Source organism: Acinetobacter sp. GQ146 (assembly GCF_059758585.1).
Genome location: NZ_JCAXDV010000001.1, coordinates 113,318 through 131,181 on the forward strand (window position 1 = coordinate 113,318; position 17,864 = coordinate 131,181).

General features: G+C 41.0%; 15 protein-coding genes. 6 read left to right on the forward strand and 9 right to left on the reverse strand.

Translation table 11 applies throughout. The features are described from left to right. The first annotated feature begins 30 nt into the window (after positions 1 to 30). On the forward strand, positions 31 to 1,713 hold the full coding sequence (locus AC6CHI_RS00510; RefSeq protein ID WP_498119024.1) for a mechanosensitive ion channel: 1,683 nt from the start codon (positions 31 to 33) through the stop codon (positions 1,711 to 1,713). 373 nt (positions 1,714 to 2,086) lie between these two features. Further along, positions 2,087 to 2,236, forward strand: coding sequence for a hypothetical protein (locus AC6CHI_RS00515; RefSeq protein WP_498119025.1), 150 nt, complete (start codon positions 2,087 to 2,089; stop codon positions 2,234 to 2,236). 78 nt (positions 2,237 to 2,314) lie between these two features. Here AC6CHI_RS00515 and AC6CHI_RS00520 read toward each other — a convergent pair whose 3' ends face one another. The 5 genes from AC6CHI_RS00520 to AC6CHI_RS00540 all read right to left on the reverse strand — a co-directional run bounded on the left by AC6CHI_RS00520 (position 2,315) and on the right by AC6CHI_RS00540 (position 7,898). Next, positions 2,315 to 3,514: a BaiN/RdsA family NAD(P)/FAD-dependent oxidoreductase gene (locus AC6CHI_RS00520; protein ID WP_498119026.1), complete on the reverse strand. Its 1,200-nt coding sequence runs from the start codon at positions 3,512 to 3,514 to the stop codon at positions 2,315 to 2,317. Positions 3,515 to 3,569: 55 nt separating this feature from the next. Next, positions 3,570 to 4,448 carry a 1-aminocyclopropane-1-carboxylate deaminase/D-cysteine desulfhydrase gene (locus AC6CHI_RS00525; protein ID WP_498119399.1) on the reverse strand — a complete coding sequence of 293 codons (879 nt, stop codon included), beginning with the start codon at positions 4,446 to 4,448 and terminating at the stop codon, positions 3,570 to 3,572. 63 nt (positions 4,449 to 4,511) lie between these two features. Beyond that, positions 4,512 to 5,654 carry an HlyD family secretion protein gene (locus tag AC6CHI_RS00530; protein WP_498119027.1) on the reverse strand — a complete coding sequence of 381 codons (1,143 nt, stop codon included), beginning with the start codon at positions 5,652 to 5,654 and terminating at the stop codon, positions 4,512 to 4,514. A gap of 32 nt (positions 5,655 to 5,686) precedes the next feature. Continuing rightward, entirely contained in the window at positions 5,687 to 7,336 is a 1,650-nt protein-coding gene (locus AC6CHI_RS00535; RefSeq protein ID WP_498119028.1) for an MFS transporter, read from the reverse strand. A gap of 13 nt (positions 7,337 to 7,349) precedes the next feature. Next, entirely contained in the window at positions 7,350 to 7,898 is a 549-nt protein-coding gene (locus tag AC6CHI_RS00540) for a TetR/AcrR family transcriptional regulator (RefSeq protein WP_498119029.1), read from the reverse strand. Between the two features lie 278 nt (positions 7,899 to 8,176). Here AC6CHI_RS00540 and AC6CHI_RS00545 point away from each other — a divergent pair, with 278 nt between their 5' ends. After that, complete coding sequence (locus tag AC6CHI_RS00545) at positions 8,177 to 8,368, forward strand: NF038215 family lipoprotein (protein ID WP_458890970.1); 192 nt, start codon at positions 8,177 to 8,179, stop codon at positions 8,366 to 8,368. A 76-nt stretch (positions 8,369 to 8,444) separates the two neighbouring features. Here AC6CHI_RS00545 and AC6CHI_RS00550 read toward each other — a convergent pair whose 3' ends face one another. After that, positions 8,445 to 10,058, reverse strand: coding sequence for an oleate hydratase (locus AC6CHI_RS00550; RefSeq protein ID WP_498119030.1), 1,614 nt, complete (start codon positions 10,056 to 10,058; stop codon positions 8,445 to 8,447). A gap of 466 nt (positions 10,059 to 10,524) precedes the next feature. On the opposite strand from AC6CHI_RS00550, the gene AC6CHI_RS00555 reads away from it, so the two are divergent. Then, positions 10,525 to 11,106 (forward strand): LysE family translocator, encoded by a 582-nt coding sequence (locus AC6CHI_RS00555; RefSeq protein ID WP_458891123.1) that lies wholly within the window; start codon positions 10,525 to 10,527, stop codon positions 11,104 to 11,106. A gap of 65 nt (positions 11,107 to 11,171) precedes the next feature. On the opposite strand, the gene AC6CHI_RS00560 is transcribed toward AC6CHI_RS00555, so the two are convergent. Then, entirely contained in the window at positions 11,172 to 12,140 is a 969-nt protein-coding gene (locus AC6CHI_RS00560; protein WP_498119031.1) for an MBL fold metallo-hydrolase, read from the reverse strand. A 158-nt stretch (positions 12,141 to 12,298) separates the two neighbouring features. On the opposite strand from AC6CHI_RS00560, the gene AC6CHI_RS00565 reads away from it, so the two are divergent. Further along, a complete protein-coding gene (locus tag AC6CHI_RS00565) occupies positions 12,299 to 14,164 on the forward strand; it encodes a P-loop NTPase fold protein (RefSeq protein ID WP_498119032.1) in 1,866 nt (621 codons plus the stop codon). A gap of 94 nt (positions 14,165 to 14,258) precedes the next feature. Here the strand turns inward: AC6CHI_RS00565 and metG are convergent, their stop codons facing one another. Then, complete coding sequence (gene metG / locus AC6CHI_RS00570) at positions 14,259 to 16,328, reverse strand: methionine--tRNA ligase (RefSeq protein WP_498119033.1); 2,070 nt, start codon at positions 16,326 to 16,328, stop codon at positions 14,259 to 14,261. Between the two features lie 432 nt (positions 16,329 to 16,760). Here metG and AC6CHI_RS00575 point away from each other — a divergent pair, with 432 nt between their 5' ends. Beyond that, a complete protein-coding gene (locus AC6CHI_RS00575; RefSeq protein ID WP_498119034.1) occupies positions 16,761 to 17,234 on the forward strand; it encodes a hypothetical protein in 474 nt (157 codons plus the stop codon). Positions 17,235 to 17,277: 43 nt separating this feature from the next. Here the strand turns inward: AC6CHI_RS00575 and AC6CHI_RS00580 are convergent, their stop codons facing one another. Beyond that, positions 17,278 to 17,580: a hypothetical protein gene (locus AC6CHI_RS00580; protein WP_498119035.1), complete on the reverse strand. Its 303-nt coding sequence runs from the start codon at positions 17,578 to 17,580 to the stop codon at positions 17,278 to 17,280. Between the last annotated feature and the right edge of the window lie 284 nt (positions 17,581 to 17,864).

The following is a 17,864-nucleotide window of genomic DNA, read 5'->3' on the forward strand; positions in this document are numbered from 1 at the left end:
ATTTTGCAGAAATAAGAAGAGGGAAAAAACATGAATGACTTTTTTGACGGTGGGATGCGCAATCCTGAAATGAATGGCATGTATTTTTGGGATCAGTTTTATCCGATATTAGCGGCCGTTGCAATTTTGCTCATCGGTTGGGTCATTGCCTTGGTTATCGCGGCAGCGGTGAAGAAGGTGTTATCCAAACTAGGTACCAATCAAAAACTTTCAGGCGCAACTGGGCATCGTTCCAATATAGAAAATATTGTTTCTAGAATCGTGTTTTGGATTGTCCTGTTAATTGCTGTGATAGGTGCTCTCAATGCGTTGAACCTGACCAGTGTCAGTGGTCCGTTCAGTAGTATGATTCAACAATTTTTATTGTTTATTCCTCAGCTGTTGGCTGCTACTGCGATTGCATTTATCGGTTGGATTTTTGCGAATCTGGTCAAAGTTGGATTGAAAAAATTACTGGATCGGACTCGGCTAGATGAAAAACTCAGCGAAGATGTCGGTGTCAGTTCTATCAGCCAAAACATCAGTGAAATCGTGTATTGGCTGATCCTGTTATTATTTTTACCAATTGTCCTGTCAATTTTGGGACTCAACGGGTTGTTGTTCCCAATCCAAAATATGCTGAATGAAGCTATTTCATATTTACCTAATCTGTTTATTGCCATCGTGATTGTATTTGTTGGTTATATACTGGCAAAACTCGTTCGAGGCATTATCGAGGGCTTGGTACGCAGTTTAGATTTGCAGGCTCAAGCCCAAAAAATAGGGCTATTTAAAAACTCGAATTTGGCGCAAGTGTTAGGCTCATTTGTGTTTGCGATCATCATTATTACCGCCTTGATTATCGCCTTTGAAGCATTGGGAATCGATTCAATTTCGCAACCTGCAACAGCAATGTTGTATGACATCATGAATGCAATTCCGCAGATTATTGCGGCGGGTTTAATCCTGATTATTGCCTATGTGGTATCCCGTTTTGTGGCCAATCTAGTGGTCGATGTGGTGGCTGGAACTGGGGTAGATGATCTACCCGCCAAATTAGATATTCAGCGCTTTTTAGGTCATACCAAAATTTCATGCCTAGTGGGCTATTTAATAGTCTTTTTTACCATGCTATTTGCGGTCTCAGAAGCCGCAAACCGATTGGGCTTGGAACAAGTCAGCCTGTTGATTTCGATGTTTATCCAATTTGGTGCCAATATCTTGCTGGGTGCTGTGATTCTGGTGATTGGTTTCTGGCTTGCCAATTTGGTTGCCAATATTGTGCAACGCGGTGAATATCAAAGTTCAGTGTGGCTGGCGAACTTGGTGCGTGTGCTCATTATGGGCTTGGTGATTGCGATGGGCTTGAAAGCCATGGGCATCGCCGATTCCATTGTAAATTTGGCCTTTGGTTTGACCTTGGGTGCAGTGGCTGTGGCCTTTGCCTTGGCCTTTGGTTTGGGTGGACGTCAGCCTGCGGAACGCGTACTGACCGATTTAATCGACTGTGCAAAAAAACAGGCCAAACAGCCCAATTCTCAATCGCATATTAAAATAGAACCGATGATGACAAGTTCGATGCCCTCCGAAGCTCATTCGAAGTCTTCAAATGAGCAAGTGGTGCCAGATGAACTCGTAGTCGATCCGAAAGATAAGCCTTTAAATAACCCCTATGGTTCTACTGGCGAAGCTGAGCAAGATGTGGATATTCAACCAAAAGATGACCCGAAATAACGTGTTCAAGTGGATTAAGATCGATCATGCTCAGGCTGATCGATCTTTTTTTAATAATGAATTTAATCATTCCTAAGCCAAGCCCCGCATCAGTGCTTCGCACTGATTATCATTGCTGGGATCAGTATTGGTTTTATGGCCAGTGCTTATACGTTTATTTTTCACTCCACCCATATTGCAGAGCCAGCAACGATCCCGTCAGATGATTCAGTGCCATAATTCTTCTTATACTTTTAGCTGAGAGCATCGCTTTTTAAAAAGGGTTATGTTATCTATATAAAATATTCAGCATAAATCAGTATTTAGTTTAATACGGCTGCAATATTTATAAACGATACTTGGACGTATAAAGACAAAAATGACGGAGAATGACATGTTAAAATTATTATTGACGCATTTAAATCAAAGCCGCGAAGACCTGCTGAATATTGAGCAGCAACAGTTAATCAAAATGCAAAAAACCATTGAGCGTATGCACCGAAATTCACGAATTAATTTATTGCGTACCGATTATTTGGAATAAGATTGGGGGCGTATTTAAGCTCATTTAGAGCATCAAGATATTAAAAAGTGGTGTTTCATAAACACCACTTTTTTATTTTTAAACGTATTGTGCCGCGGCATGGGCAGATGACCATGCCCATTGAAAGTTATAACCCCCTAAATGCCCTGTGACATCCAGAACTTCACCAACAAAATACAAGCCTTTCTGTTTTTTACTTTCCATCGTTTTCGAGGAAACTTCAGTGGTATCCACCCCACCTAAAGTGACTTCTGCCGTGCGGTAGCCTTCAGTTCCGGAGGGTTTGACTTCAAAGCCCTGTAAGCGTTCTGCAATGTGTTGCAGTTTTTCATCACTTAAATTACCGATTGCGGTATCGGCATGTTCCAGCCAAATTAAATTCTGCAATTCAATCACGACACTTTTCGGTAAATGTTCGGTGAATAGGGTACGAAGTAAAACTTTCGGTTGTTGCGCTTTCTTTTGCTTTAAATATTCAGGCATATCCAGATAAGGTAAAAAATTGATCTGGAAGCTTTGTCCAACATCCCAATAATTAGAGAGTTGCAGCGAGCTTGGTCCGCTCAGACCACGATGAGTAAACAAAAGAGCTTCGGTAAAACTGTTCAAGTCATTGGATAAAGTCACATCAACTGCATTTCCACTCAGTTTAGTGGTGACTTCCTTAAAATGATCGGAGAAGGTAAATGGCACTAAACCTGCACGGGTTGGATAGACATGATGCCCAAATTGCTTGGCAATTTCATAGCCAATGCCAGACCCGCCTAAAGTAGGAATCGACAAGCCACCTGAAGCGACGACTACGGACTCAGCAGTAAAGTAGCCGATGTTGGTGGCAACCTGAAAACCTTGTCCCTCAACCGCTTGGACGGCTTTGACTTCACAACTGGTTTTTATCTCGACCAAGCCAGTTTTTTCACATTCCGCCAGCAACATGGACAGAATTTCTTTGGCACCTTTCAGGGTAAACAATTGTCCGTGTTTACGCTCTTCATATTCAATGCCATAGCTACACACCAGTCCAATAAAGTCCCAGTTGGTATAGCGGGTGAGCGCAGAAATCACGAAATGCGGATTGTGGGAAATATAGTGGCTCGGTTCGACATCCAAGTTGGTGAAGTTGCATTTACCACCACCCGACATCAGAATTTTTTTGCCGACTTTGTTGGCTTTTTCCACCACGAGTACTTTACGTCCACGCTGAGCTGCCATATATGCCAGCATCAAACCAGAGGCACCTGCACCTAAAACAAGGACATCATAATGAGGGGTAGACATGACAAACTCACGGGAGATAAAAGCAGGGCATTATAGAGTATTTTCTTGGCGCATTTTAGTCGGAGCCGATTTTTTCTGATCGACCTTGTAAGCCCCCTGTATGAATCAGCAAAATACGGCTATTCGCAGGGAAATAGCCTTGTTGTAGCAGGCTAAACACTCCCATCAGCATTTTGCCAGTGTACACCTGTTCAAGAGGAATCTGGTATTGCTGCTCAAAGTCAGCAATAAATTGCAGTAGTTCAGGCGTGGTTTTGGCATAACCACCCGCACAAAACTGATCAGTAATTTTCCAGTTGGTTTTTGGGGTGAGTTGTTGGACTTCATGGCTTAAAAAATTGCCTTTTAAGGCGGAAAACCCGAGGACTTGTTGATGAGGATGACTGGCTTCAATCAGCCCCGTGATGGTGCCACCAGTACCCACGGCACAACAGATGACATCGTAATTTTCACGATCATCGGCAGTTAATATTTCTTGGCAACCTTGAATTGCCAGCGCATTGGTACCGCCTTCGGGTATTACATAATACTTAGGATAATCTTGTTGCAGTTGCGACAGATAATTCGGGCTGTGCTTGTGTCGATAGGATTCACGTGAAACAAATTGCAGCTGCATCCCCATGTGCTGTGCATGCAAAAGGGTTGGATTCAGCGGTCTGCTCGCGAGTTCTTCACCGCGAATAATTCCCAGACTGTCAAAGCCAAAGCACTGTGCAGCATAGGCTGTGGCAGCAATATGATTGGAATAGGCTCCGCCAAAAGTCAGCAGCTTTTTATAGCCTTGCTGCTGTGCCTGCAACAGATTGTACTTGAGTTTAAAAAACTTGTTGCCTGAAATCTGCGGATGAACCTGATCTAAACGCTTGATGCAAAGTTGATAGCCATAGACGGAAATGTGCTGATACGGAATGGCTTGAGCAATCTGGTCAAACATGGTGGCTTCATCTAACAGGTTTAGCATAAATTATACGTGAATTGAGCTATCACAGCGCTGCAATTAGCGCTGTGTTGAACGGGTGTCAACCGAACTAATGACCGACATCCCCGGTCTTAAGTTTTCCATGCCAGACTGATTGGGGTCGATCGAAATTCGTACCGCAATCCGTTGTACGACCTTGGTGAAATTACCCGTGGCATTATCGGCTTTTAGCACACTGAACTCAGAACCTGCAGCAGGGGAAATCTGTTCCACATGACCTGTAAATTTTTGATGATTCAGTGCATCTACCGTGAACCAAGCTTTTTGCCCGATTTTCATGTTGGCTATCTGGGTTTCTTTAAAGTTCGCAGTGACCCAAGTTTGCTGTGGAATTAAATAGAGCAATTGCGTGCCCGCAGCCACATATTGCCCAACGCGAGGATTCACTTCGCCCAGCTGTCCATCCATTGGTGCGGTAATGGTGCTGTAGTCTTTGGTGGTTTTGGCTTGATCTAGTTGGGCGGTCGCATTGGTGACTTGAGCTTTTAAGCCAGTTTCTGCCACCTGTGCGGTTTTCAATGCTTCTTGAGCAACCTGCACATTAGCCTGAGCTTGTTGCAATAAGGCTAAATTATTTTGCGTATCCGCGATGACTTTATCTTGTTCTGATTTGGAGGCTGCGCCAGAGTTACCCAATTGCTGATAGCGTTTTTGTTGGGTCAAGGACAAGGCATAAGCTGCACGTGCTTGTTCGACTTTGGCTTCTGCCGCCACAATATCAGCTTTGCGCTGTGCAATACTTTGGGTTTGGTTAGAGAGATTATTCTGCGCCTGATCCACGCCCGCTTCTGCCTGTGTAACCTTTTGATCATAGGTGGTGGCATCAATATGCATCAGCACTTGGCCTTGTTTGACATGATCAAAATCACTGACCAAAACATCTTTCACATAGCCATTAATCTGCGAAGACAGCACCGTAGTTTTGCCTTTGATATAACTGTTGTCGGTCGATTCAATGGCACTGTCAAACGGTCCGATTTTCCAAGCCCATAAAATAATGGTAATGCCTACCAACAACACCAGAAACATCAGCATGAGCGTGCGCTTCGCCGTTGGAATCAGTTTGCTTGGTGGCGGTGCGGCTGGTGCTTGCGGCACAGTCGCTGACTGCCCTGAACTCGGGGTTGCGGAAGCGGTTGTGTTTTTTTGATCTTCAGACATAACAATTACTCTATAAATTTGGTCAGACTGGCTTAAGCGTTGAGCGTTTTATTCTGCTGTCGTAACTGATATTGATTACGGGCAATCAGGATGATGCCCCATAACAGCAGCAGTAAGGCCACGATGCCGTTTAAGCGAATCACATCGCTATAGGCACGCACCTGTGCCTCACGAGTGACCACTTGATTCAAATTCTTTAATGCTTGTTGCTGTTCCAAACTTTGGTCCAGTGTGTAACTGCGTGAACTTTGCTGATAGGCCAAAATGCGCTGGGCAATCAGTGGGTCGGTTTCAGGCAATTGACGAATCATTTCTGCTCGATAGTCTTGCGTCCGCATTTGCTGATAGGTCGAATAGAAGGAGGAGCCGACCAAGCCACCAAAGGTTTGTGTGGCAGAGAACAAAACCACAAAGGTGACAATATGAGCAGGACCCTTTTGCATAGCATTTAAAATACCGGTGACCAGCAGTGGTCCTATAAATACCCCACTGGCAAAGCCAACCAGAAATTGGCTTAAATAAAAATTGGCAGGACGTATGTCACTGGTCAGATGAAAATCTAAGCCACAGGCAATTAACACCAGAACTTCTGCAAACAGCAAATGCCAGATGATGCGTTCACGTGCAAAAGTGATGGCACTAAACAGGGTACCCGCCACAATGCCGAAAAAAATAATGCTATACAGTGGAACAAACTGGTCAGGTCCCATGCCCATGGTTTTTAAGAAATTCACCGCGGCATAGCTTTGCTCGGACATTAAAAAGCGAATCGCAAATGCACCAATAATGAAGCGAAGGGTGCTGGCCGTCCCCAACCAACGGGTCATAATCAGAGGATTGACCCGATAATGTTCGTACACTAATCCGATCACAATTAAGCTGAAACCTACAATCAGCAGGTAAGCCAGCCATTTCACTTCAAACCACCACAGAATTGGACCTTGAGTCAGGACAATACAGAGCAGGGCAAAGCCCGGTGCCAGCAGGGCAAAGGTCAAGAAATCCTGTTTTTCAAACACGGCGACGCGTAAACTGCGCGGCAGTTTGAGCGATACCACCATTGCAAGGCAGCACAATGCCAAGCCAATTTCAAAGGTGTACAGCACATTCCAGTTGTTCACATCAATCAGGTAAGGTGAAATGATCCAAGCCAAAGGAAGCCCTAACTGTTGGAATCCCAAAGCCAGATAAATACTGCGCCCAAAATCTTCTCGTTTAAAGGCCTGCATAATGTAATACATGCCTAATGAACTGAGTGGCGCGGCGACCATGCCACTGATAAAGCGTACAAAGATGGCCATTTCAAAGGTATGTACAAATAAATGCAAAACCAGCACCGCAATAAAAACCAGCAGTCCAATTTCTGAAAATAACCGTAAGCCATACTGCTGACGTGCTTTAAATAAAATCAGATTGGCACTGACATTTGCCATGACATAAGCGGCAGGAATCCATGCCACCTCAGACGGTGTTAAGGCATACTCCCCTTGAATCAAAGGTAAATTGGCGGTAATAAAGCCATTACTTAAACTGGCTGAAAGCGCGACAAATAAGCCAATAAAGAAATAGACCAGACGTTTAGGTGTGGAATGCGCAATGACGGCTGGAGAGCCTGGCAGAGTCGGTTTTTCCTCTGGCGTCCAGTCGGGTGCAGGTTCGAGTAAGCGAGGAGGCTGAGTCATCACGATTCATCCTTTAGGCTCGAATACCATGCAGTAGCAGTTCAATGGCCCGTTGTGCCAATAACTGCTGTTCGGTATCGGTTAAACCTTGAAAAGAAGTACGCAAAATAGCGGTAATCATGGCGTAGTCTTTGGTGGTCAAATCTGTACGACAGACGCCATGCTGAATGGCACGATCAATTAAGGGCTGCAAAATCGCATCACGACGTGCATAAATGTCGACCATGATCGGATCATTCCGCTCAATCACCCGCCAATATTCCATCAGTGCTGTTAAATACGGCAAGTTATAGACATGGTTTTGAATCAGGCGAATAAACCCATCATCATATCGAGAAAATTCTTCCGCCTTAATAGCAAGCCGTTCAAGTGCTTGTTCCATTAACGCAATTACCAAAGCGCGACGATCGGCAAAATTACGATAAAAAGTGGCACGTCCTACTTTGGCTTCATCAATCACCATCTGTAAGGGCGCATTGATGCCATGCGTACGAAAGACCTGAATGGCTGCGGCAAGCAATTCTTCACGGTTTTGTACGGCACGTTGTTGACGAATGCTCATGAGCGTGGCTTTGGGAGGAGAGGAGATCATTATATTTAACGGACATTTTTGTCCGTTGTAAATATTACAGTCTGTAAGTTTTTGTAATACGGACCTAAGCACTTTATTTTTATATTTTTTATGTACAGTCTTTTCGCGTAGAAAAACACCATCTTCTATTTTACTGCGATTGAATTATGCTTGCTTACTTCGCGATAAGAGTTGTAACAAAGTTAGTGGGATCGCAAAATGAAAAGTGCTATGCTGAATAAACAATAAGAAAGAAAAGTGAGGATGTGATGAAAAATATATCCTTCGTACTGATGTGCATTTTGGCAGGATGCCTTACCGCGTGCGATGTAAAGGACGATTTGAATAAGCCGAAAACGGCATTAAGAACTGTAATTATTGGGGGAGTACCTGTGGCAGAGCATGATTATCAAATTACTGCGCGAGAGCAAACACGGCATTCTGCTGTACAGCAACCTTAAGCTGTGGCAAGCAACTTTATCTTACTGCAATATAACAAAGAGCATCTCAAGGATGCTCTTTGTTTCGCTGCAAAGTTTAATGAAATACAGCTTCTAATGCTTTCAGTCCCACTTTCGGGTCAAGTAAGCCATTGTAGATTTCAGGAATGTCCCGATCGACTGCAAAAAACGCATAAATGGCCAGCATGGCAGCACGAACCGAGTATTCCACGGTAAAGACCACATCATCTTCCAGTTCAACAAATTGTCCTAAGAACCCAAAGTTTTGCGCACCACGTGGAATCACCAAGGGACGATCCCCCGGTTTGCGGCAGGCAAATAAAGCCGAAGCATACGGCATCATCACTGTTGTTACGTCGGTATTGGCCAAAACATGATCCAAAATATCCGCAAAGCCGAATTGATGTATCAGTTCAGTCAGAATTTCTTTACCTGTACAGGCACTCATGGGCTTTGCAACATAATCACCTTGATGATCAATTTGGAAACCATAGCCCCATAAGGTAAAAGTACCTTCGGGTAAATTGGCAAAGTGTGGCTGAGCCGGAACCACGACCGACAAATGCCAACCCGATTCAAACCAAGTCATGAGTGCCCCTGTACCAGGTTGATTGCCGGTATAGTCAATAATGCGATTGAGCAATACATCATCTTTCATGGTCAGGGTAAAGGACTCCCATTTATGTTCATCGACATTGCCATAAAAGCTCATCGGACGCCCAAAGTCCGGTGCTTTTTTGGATAGGGTTTCCCATAGACTCCAGCCATGATCTCGTCGATCACGAATTAACTCAGGCACATCATCATTACCGCCATAACGCGAGTCTGCAGTTATAGAACCTAAGGTAAACAGCGCAAGATCATGTGTTTTTAATTCAATCTGCTCAGTCCCTTCAGGTAAAGTGACATACAGCCGAGTAGCGCGTCGCTGCTGAGTAAGGGCGTCAGTACTGAAATCTGCATCTGTGACATAGTGACCAAAGCGGACATCGACACCTTGTTCGAGCAACCAGCGTTGTAAGGGATAAATCATGGAATCATATTGATTATATTTGGTCCGTTTAACCCCAGCTAAGGTATGAATACGCGGCAATTCTTGAATAAAACGCAAGAAATAGCGTCTTAATTCGGCAGCACTGTGCCATTTTTGAAAGGCAAAAGTGGTTCGCCACATACGCCAGAAATTACTGTCAAAAAAGCTGTCATCAAAAAACTCATCAATGCGTCGACTGCCAATCCGTTCTTCTTTAGAAGCCAACAGGCGGAGCATTTGAGCCCGATGCAAATTATTCAGCCCCAGTTTTTCTGCATTTAAAATATGATGTTCAGCATCAATTAAACGTGCGCGGGCATGGGTCTTCACCTGAGCATTGAATTCACGACATTCTTCACGCACTGAAATTTCTGGATGTTCTAAAGATGGAATACTGGAAAATAAGTCCCATAAACACAAATAGGTTTCATCGGTCAGCATACGCCCGCCACGCGTGACCCAAGCATGCGCAGCTTCAGGGGAGTGCCCGCCATCCATTGAACCACCCGTAATATTTAATTCTTCTAAAATGTGAATATTTTTTGCAGGGACTTGAGCATCACGAATGGCAAAGGCCGCAGCAGCCATTCCGGCAATGCCTCCGCCAATAATCCATAGATGTGTGTGTTGAGCCTCGAATGTCTTGTTATTCGGCATGGATGAACCCTCATTTGTCGTTTTATATCAGAAAGTAAAATAAAGCCATATTTTTAGTATGTGATTATGTATAGAAAAAATCTATAAATTAAGTATGAAAAATTGATGTTAAATATTGATCGAAATACGGGTTTTATGGAGAAAATATATGCTGTAATTTCTTTTGCAGATCTTGTGTTATTATTTTAAACAATTGAAATTAATAAATAATTTAGTTTTTACTCTACTATTGTAAATTCTAGTGCAGAACGTGAAATACTTTACAAGTGTATTTTAATAATAGTTTAAAACGATTAAATTAAAAATACGAACAGTGAACAACTTGAAATGAATAAAAAATAGCGCAATCTTTTGGTAGGTTTTGGTGCATTTTTGGACTAAAATAGTGCACCTTTTTTCCTGTACCAATCTATCGAGGTGCTTTTTGGAATCACTCATTATTTTAGGTTCAATTACCTTAGCATTAATGTTGGGTGCAATTAGCCCAGGACCGACGTTCATTTATGTCGCGAAAAACTCGATTGCAATTTCACGTAAACATGGCCTGTTTACCGCACTCGGCACAGGAACAGGTGCTGCTTTATTTGGCTTACTGGCGGTCATGGGTTTGCAGGCAATTTTATTGGCCGTGCCTTCGGCATATCTGGCTTTAAAAATCTGTGGCGGTTTATACTTGCTTTGGCTGGCATTTAAAATTATTAAACATGCCAAAGAGCCGATGGACAGTCCTCAGGGTGGAACTGAACCGATGAGTTATAAACAAGCTTATCGTTTAGGCTTAATTACCCAAATGAGTAACCCGAAAATTGCGATTGTATTGGCCAGTATTTTTACTGCGTTATTGCCGAAAGATATTCCAACCTATTTTTATGTGGTGTTACCAATGCTGTGCTTCTTTATTGATGCAGGATGGTATTCCTTGGTTGCAGTGGCATTATCCGCTGAAGGTCCGCGTAAGGTGTATTTAAAATCGAAAGCTATTTTTGACCGTGTTGCAGGTGGGGTGATGACACTGCTTGGACTTAAATTGATTTTTGGTATGAAATAAAAAGTGAAGGGATAAAAAGCGACCAGAGGGGTCGCTTTTTTTATGCTTGATGCAAGCGAGATTGCTTAGTCCTTAAAATGCACAGGAATCCATTGATAACTTTTGCCATCGGCTGAATAAATATGCCCAATGCCGGGGAATGGGAGGTGGGGTGCTGCAATGGTTTGTCCGCCTTTTGCATATTCCGCAAATTGTTTTAAGCGTGTGGCCACGGCTTTATTCGGGTCAATGTCGTATTCAATGGCGGTTTCAGGATGATCAAATTGCACCGTATGTGAATGGACAATGTCGCCAATAAAAACGATGCTTTCATCTTTGGTTTTTAGTTCATAGCTAAAATGCCCGGGGGTATGTCCCGCAGTATTAATCACTTTAAAGCCCTGAACTTGATCGCCCAGTTTATACGTTTTGAAGCGTTGTTGAGCTTGGTATGGTGCTAGGGCTTGTTTAATTTTTTCGACAGTCCCCAAGTAGCCAGCTTGTTTTTCTTTAGGGAGTTGTTCAACCTGTTTTGGATTTAGCCAGAAATTGGCTTCATCATTAGAAACATAGACCGTGGCATTTGGAAAGTTTGCTTTACCCTCTTTACTGATACCACAGACATGATCTGGATGTAGATGGGTCAGTAAAATAGCATCGACTTGTTCGGGTTTATAGCCAGAGGCTTTTAAGTTACTGACTACCGAACCTAAATGAGCCCCGAAACAGCTGGCTGCACCGCTATCCACCAACACCAGTGAATGTCCTGTATTTACCAAGAAGGCATTTATTGAGGTTTGTACGCCTTTCTCTTGATCTGCATAGTATTTCTTTAAAATCTCGTGAACTTGTTGTTCAGAAAGCCCTTTAAATAGAGTTGGTGACATGAAATTTGTGCCATCAAGTAGTGCCGTAATTTGGGTATGTCCTGATTGATATTGGTAATAGCCTGAAACCTGTTTTTGTTGTTGGATTGGGGCAGGTGGGGAAGTGGCAAAGGCAGAACAACTAATAAGACAAGAGCTAATTAAGGCGGAATTAAGTAATTTATTCATTTATAAAGTTTCGCGAAAGTTGTTGAATTGTCTATTTTTTAGCATGTAAACTATTTTTTTTCATCTGTTTTTGAAAGGCTTATTTAAACTATTTACAGATGAGCTTTAAAAAAATTATGTTATTTTTTATAAAACTTTATGATTAGGTTCTTTATATAATGACACAAGAAAATTGGATTTCAGCTCCAAATAAGCATATCGAAGAGTATTTAGATTATTATTTTGATGGCAAAAAGAAGTTCGAATATGCAGTTCTGTTGAATGGAGCTTGGGGGAGTGGAAAGACTTGGTTTGTAAAACAATATCTGGAAAAAAAGGAAGACGATAAAAGGAAGATCTGTTATGTAAGCTTAAATGGGATCTCAAAAACTTCGGATATTGATGAATTAATTTTTAAAAACATACATCCAATTCTTAGTAGTAAAGGAGCAAAATTAATCGGGCAATTAGGTAAGGGCTTATTGAAAGCGACTTTAAAAGTTGATTTAGATGGTGATTCCAGACCCGATGTATCGGTAAATGCTAAACTACCAAGTTTAAATCTTCCAGACTACCTAAAAATTGATGAAAATTTTATTCTTGTTTTTGATGACTTAGAGCGTTGTGAATTAAAAAAAGAAGAAGTTCTTGGTTACATTAATTACTTTGTAGAGCAGGAAAATATTAAGACACTTATAGTCTCAAATGAAGAAGAAATTAATAAAGATAATAGTGAATACGTTAGAAAAAAAGAAAAGTTAATTGGTGCAACATTTACATATATAGAAGATCAAGATTTAGCAATTAAAAGTATTATTGAAGAAGTTGAAAATGAAGAGTTAAGAAAACTTTTAAATAAAAATGTTGATTTTATTAAACAAGTATTTAATCAAGTTGGATATAAAAATTTAAGATCCTTTAAACAAACAATTTTTGATTTTGAGCGTTTTTATAAAAAAGAATATTTTCAATGGAAAGAGGTTTTTGATTTTGAGATTTTTGCAAAAATTTTAAAGGCATTTTTGATTCTTTCACTAGAAAACAAGAAAGGAATATTTCATAAAGAAATATTAAATTTTAGACCTGATTTAGAGGGAGAAATCTCTAAAAAGCCTGAGGATAAAATTGCAGAAGCAATATCAGGTTTTAAAGGTAATGATGCACAAAAATTTAAACGTAAATATCAAATGAGTCTCAATGAATATATTTTTTCAAAAGAACTGTGGGAACAAATTCTTAATAAAAATATTATTACTGATGAGTTGATTAAGACTAATTTATTTGATGCACACTTTAGGTTTAAAGAAGATAAGCCAATATGGTGGAAACTATGGCATTATCTAGATTTAAATGATGAAGATTTTCAAAAATTAGTAAGTACAGCAAAAGAAAGTATCGAAAAATTAGAATTAACAGACATTACTGCTATTCTTCATACTTTAAGTATGTTGGTGTATTTAAGTGAACAGAAATTAATATATTTTTCCATAGATCCATTAGTCGGTAAAGCTATAGATAGATTTAAAAAAATAGTCGAAATTGATGATCGACATAAAAGTATAAGTTATTTCGATCTTAGTGAACAATCAGGAGGATATGGATTGTATGCTAGAGATTCGGAAACTTTCAAAATTTTTTTAGAAAAAATTGCAGATGCATATAAAGAAAAATACTTAGAAAAAAATTCTGAAAGATATAGTGAACTGCTCAAATTAATGCAGACAGATACTTATTCATTTTATGAAAAACTTACAAATCAATATTATGATTATCCAATATTAAAATCTTTCAAAGTTGAAGAATTTTTAGATCAACTCTGTAAAATTAACTTTAAAAATTCAATGAGCGTATTAGATACACTTAATTATAGATATAAAATTATTTCGCAGTCTAAAATATATTTACAAGAACAAGATTGGTTTGAGAAATTGATAGTTTTAACTAATGAAAAATTAGTAAAAGCAAAAGGAATTGAAAAACACAAAATAGAAGAAAAATTTATACCTAAATTGTATCAGATAAAAGAGGAGGCTTATAAAGGTTGAAATCACGATTCTTTCCTAAGCATCTCTTTTAATATTATAAAAATTGAAAAAAAGCCCCTACAATGTAGAGGCTTTTTTACTTAAGAATTAAGTCTTAAGACACTTTATCACCTGGTTTAGCGCCAGATTCAGGTGAAATCACCCAAACACCGTCGCCATTACCTGCTGCAAGTACCATACCGTTAGAAATACCAAAACGCATCTTACGTGGCGCAAGGTTCGCCACCATCACCACCAATTTGCCTTTTAAATCTTCTGGTTGATAGAACTCACGAATACCACTAAATACATTACGTGGTTCAGCTTCACCGACATTTAAAGTCAGTTGAAGCAATTTATCAGAACCTTCAACCGTTGCAGCTTCAAGAACTTCCGCTACACGTAGGTCAACTTTCATAAAGTCTTCAATGCCAATTACATTGTTTTCAGAAACAGCTTCACCGACTTTAGGCTCAGGTTTTTTCTCAGCTTTCTTTTCTTTTTTCTTTTCAACTTTAGGCGCTTCTGCCGCAGCTGCTAAAGAATCTTTAGATGCATCGACCATCGCAGCTACTGCTTTCGGGTCTACACGTTGCATTAACGGTTGGAACAATGCAATTTCATGATCGACCAATGCCGTTTGAGCTGAAGCAAAGTCAAAACGTTCTAATTTCAAGAAGTCCTGAACTTGCGCGGCTAAAGTTGGCAATACTGGAGCTAAGTAAACCGCCAATTGACGGAACAGGTTAATCCCAACCGAACAGACGTCATGGACTTGTTGTTCTTCGCCTTCAATTTTGGCTAAAGCCCACGGCTTTTTCTCATCAATGTACTGGTTGGCTTTATCTGCCAGCGCCATGATTTCACGAATTGCAGTCGAGAATTCACGTGCTTCATAGGCTTTGGCAATTGAATCGCCTGCATCAATAAAGCTTTGCACCAATTCAGGCTCTGCACAGGTTGCAGAGAGTTTATTATCAAACTTGGTGTTGATGAATTTGGCACAACGGCTGGCAATGTTGACCACTTTACCCACGAGGTCAGAATTCACTTTCTGTACAAAGTCATCCAGATTCAAGTCAGAATCTTCAACTTTATCCGACAGTTTAGATGCAAAGTAGTAACGCAAATATTCAGGGTTTAAGTGCTGTAAATAGGTTTCAGCTTTAATGAAGGTACCGCGAGATTTTGACATCTTCTGACCATTCACGGTTAAGAAACCATTCACAAATAAACCTGATGGCGTACGGAAGTTAGCGCCTTCAAGCATCGCTGGCCAGAACAGGGCGTGGAAGTAAACGATGTCTTTACCAATGAAATGATAGACTTCATTTTTAGAGTCTTTTTTCCAGAAGTCATCAAAGCTTAATTCTGGACGCTTGGTTTTAATGTAGTTTTCAAAACTCGACATATAACCAATTGGAGCATCCACCCAAACGTAGAAATATTTGTTGGGTGCATCTGGAATTTCAAAACCGAAATAAGGTGCATCACGCGAAATATCCCAATCGGCTAAACCAGCTTCAAACCATTCATCTAACTTGTTGGCAATCGAAACAGGTAAACGACCTTCATCACGCGTCCACTTCTGTAAATATTCACCAAAGTTTGGCAATTTGAAGAAGTAGTGGTCTGAAGATTTCTCGACTGGTGTTGCACCGCTTAGGGTTGATTTCGGATTGAGAAGTTCAGTGGCGTTATAAGTTGTACCACACACTTCACATGAGTCGCCGTATTGATCTTCTGCTTTACATTTCGGGCATGTCCCTTTAATGAAACGATCAGACAAGAACATGCCTTTTTCAGGGTCAAACAGTTGTGATACAGGACGTACGGCAATATTGCCAGCTTCACGGTTTTTTACATAAATTTCAGAAGCGCGGGCACGGTTGGTGTCGCTATGGGTTGAATCATAGTGATCGAAGTGCACACCAAAACCATCAAAATCACGCATGTGTTCTTTTTGCACATTGGCAATTTGTTGTTCTGGGCTAATGCCGTTTGCTTCGGCGCGCAGCATGATTGCAGTACCATGAGCATCATCCGCACAGACATAAGTCACATCATGGCCCATTGCACGCATGGCGCGAACCCAGATATCGGCTTGGATATAACCGAGCAGGTGACCCATATGGATGGGGCCATTGGCGTATGGAAGGGCGTTAGTGACTAAAATATTGCGCACGGATATAACTCTCTCATTCGTAGTCAATGCAAGGGCATTGATTTTACCTTAGTTACTGCAAAGTTGCATAAGGGATTCAGTGAATTCTTTTTAAATCCAGCCCGACTTTAGAAGTGAAGTCTCAAAAAATCGAGTGCAGCCCTGTTTATTTGTCAGATCAATCTGCTTTTGAGGCTGAAATCGGTCTATATTATCTAGGTGACTGGTCAAATAAATCAGGTTAAATAAACTAGGTTAAATAAGCCATGCTGAACTTAAAGTTTGATGCCTTCTCCAAACCCGAGCGACGATCAAAACAAGACCAGTCTTAACTTAGAGAGGCATAGCGCAACATTCTGTAGCGTCTTTGTTTCAATATGCTGTTTTGTATTTTATTCAATCCAGATCGCGGTATAACTAGAAGTAGATGCCATAACAGAAAAAGGTGTAAAAATGACTGTTGAAAATAAAATTGATGAGCTAAAAAATAAAGCCACTGAGTTGGGTGATGATTTAAAACATGCTGCCAAAGAAGCACAACTCGAAGGTGAAAAAGCTGTCGATGATTTAAAACACGCGGCTGCCGATGCCAAACTTGAAGCCGAGCAAAAGCTGGATCAAGTGAAAGAAAAATTGGATGAGCAGCAAGCGGAAAATGAAGATGCGGGTTTTGACAGTACCATTGAAGATGCCAAAGCCAAATGGTCAGATGTGCAGCATCAAGCTCAAGAAAAATTCGAGCATTTAAAAGTCGAAGCCAGTCATAAGTTCGATGAAGCCAAAGTCAAAGCCACCGAACTGAAGCAGGAAGCCTCAGTTAAATTTGATGAATTGAAAGTTCAAGCCACAGAAAAATTTGATGAGCTTAAAAAAGCTGCGACCGATGCTATAAGCAAATTTAAGAAAGATGATCACGATCAATCTTAATTCTAACAATCTCTGCCTGATTCAGTCGGCAGGTTAAATGTATTTAGGGATTCAGGCTCTCCCATTCGATGTTGGTCACCCGATTGTCAATCACCGTAATCGTATATCGCTTTCCGTCAAGTTCATACACATAGTACAAAGCGGTATACGATTGCTGATTTTTAGTCACAATTTCGCTGCGCATCGCATTCGGGGATTGCCCCATACGAGCCTGTAGGGTTTGATAACTGTCACCGACATGCAGCAGAGTGCCTGTCGAGGTTTTTAAACTGGAAGCTGGATAGGTTTGCGCATAGACCCAAGGTGCACAAGCCAGACCCGCACATAACACCCATATCGATTTCATGAAGCACACCTCGCGGTTCAATCAATAAAATGATTTTTTTATTGCGCTGTAATTAATTTAGTCTGCAATGTTCAGTGGCATCAGCAGTAAAATTGTTAATCCTGTAGGCTGCTAAACATGGCAAAAGCCCACGCTGTGCTAACTTGGCGTCTAGAAAATCATTTTTAGCTCATAATCTGACAAAATTACTTGGTTTTTTTACTTGTGATCAATCCTTCAACCCGTACAACGCTTAACCTGATTGCAAATAACCGTTAAACTAGGGCATTCAGCTGTATATCCAA